Genomic DNA, 1,201 nt, shown 5'->3' with positions numbered 1-1,201 from the left:
CCGCGGGGGGGGCGGCCATTTTGCCCGCTGGCAATCGGCGATCGCCGACTGGCATCGCCACCTCTATCTAACGAATAATACGCTGCGGGAGGTTGCCCCGGATGAAGTGCTGCTGCTGGGCGATACCGCGGAGGACTTGCCCGTCGCTGCGCCGATACACCTGCAGCCAGGCGGCCTGGCGACCGAACAAACCCGGTATGCCGCCATCCTCCCACGAGACAACCTGCATCACCTGGCCACGACTGCCGCCGTCTTTATCTATCAGCCCATCACCGCCCGGTTACGCAACCCGGCGCAGCGCGCGTGAGGTCGCCATGTCACCTGCTCCCTTTTATACGTTGACCGCTGGCGACCTGACGGTGACTGCCGTGAGTGATGGTCTGATGTCAGCGCCGCTGTCCTTACTCTCGGGTATCTCGCGGGAGGAGGCGGAGCATCTGCAGCGGCATTCAGGATTAGCCTCGCCGGAGACCATTGCGATTGGCGCCTATCTGATCCGCGGTCGCGGGAATACGGTGCTGGTGGATACCGGCACCGGCGGAGCCAATGGCGTTGGCGGCGAACTTATCGCCAATCTGGCGCGGCTCGGCGTTGGTCCTGAGGAGATCGACGCCATCCTTCTCACCCACGCCCATCCGGACCATATCGGCGGCCTGCTGTCCGCCGCTGGTACGCCAGCGTATCCCAACGCCACGGTGTTCCTGCCTACGCGGGAAAGCGCTTACTGGCTGGCAACATCCACGTTCGACAACGCCAGCGATCGCGGTCGGCGCAACGTGCTGCTTGTTCGCCGTGTACTGGCGAACTGCGCGGCGCAAATCAGCGGGGTTGATGATGAGGAGGTGATCGCCGGGATCCGCCCGTGCCCTCTGCCCGGCCATACGCCCGGGCATACCGGGTATCGTCTCGAAGCGGGCGATACCTCGCTGCTGATCTGGGGGGATATCGTCCATTTCCCGTCCATTCAGTCTGCGCGGCCAGAAGCCTCGGTCGCCTTCGACGTCGATCCTGAACAGGCCCGGCGTACCAGGGAGATCCTGCTGCGCCAGGCCGCCAGCGAACGGTGGTTGATTGCCGGTATGCATCTTGGCCTGCCGGGATTCGCCAGAGTGGAGAACACCGCCTCAGGCTATTGTCTGCGCTCGGTGTAATCGTTGAGCAGAACAATGACCACAGTAAAACCCCCCCCGCGGCGGGGGGG

At 64.2% G+C, this 1,201-nt stretch carries 1 protein-coding gene and 1 pseudogene; both read left to right on the top strand.

The window, feature by feature from the left end; genetic code table 11:
- Positions 1-307: pseudogene (locus tag HMPREF9538_RS01260) on the top strand (hypothetical protein); the annotation flags it as partial.
- Between the two features lie 7 nt (positions 308-314).
- The gene (locus HMPREF9538_RS01265; protein ID WP_004180178.1) at positions 315-1,151 is read left to right on the top strand and encodes an MBL fold metallo-hydrolase; all 837 of its coding nucleotides are present in this window, start codon (positions 315-317) and stop codon (positions 1,149-1,151) included.
- The last annotated feature ends 50 nt before the right edge of the window (positions 1,152-1,201 follow it).

This window comes from Klebsiella sp. MS 92-3 (assembly GCF_000195655.1).
GTDB lineage: Bacteria > Pseudomonadota > Gammaproteobacteria > Enterobacterales > Enterobacteriaceae > Klebsiella > Klebsiella pneumoniae.
Note: the sequence above shows the minus strand (reverse complement) of the source record. Positions and strands in the feature narration are given on the sequence as shown.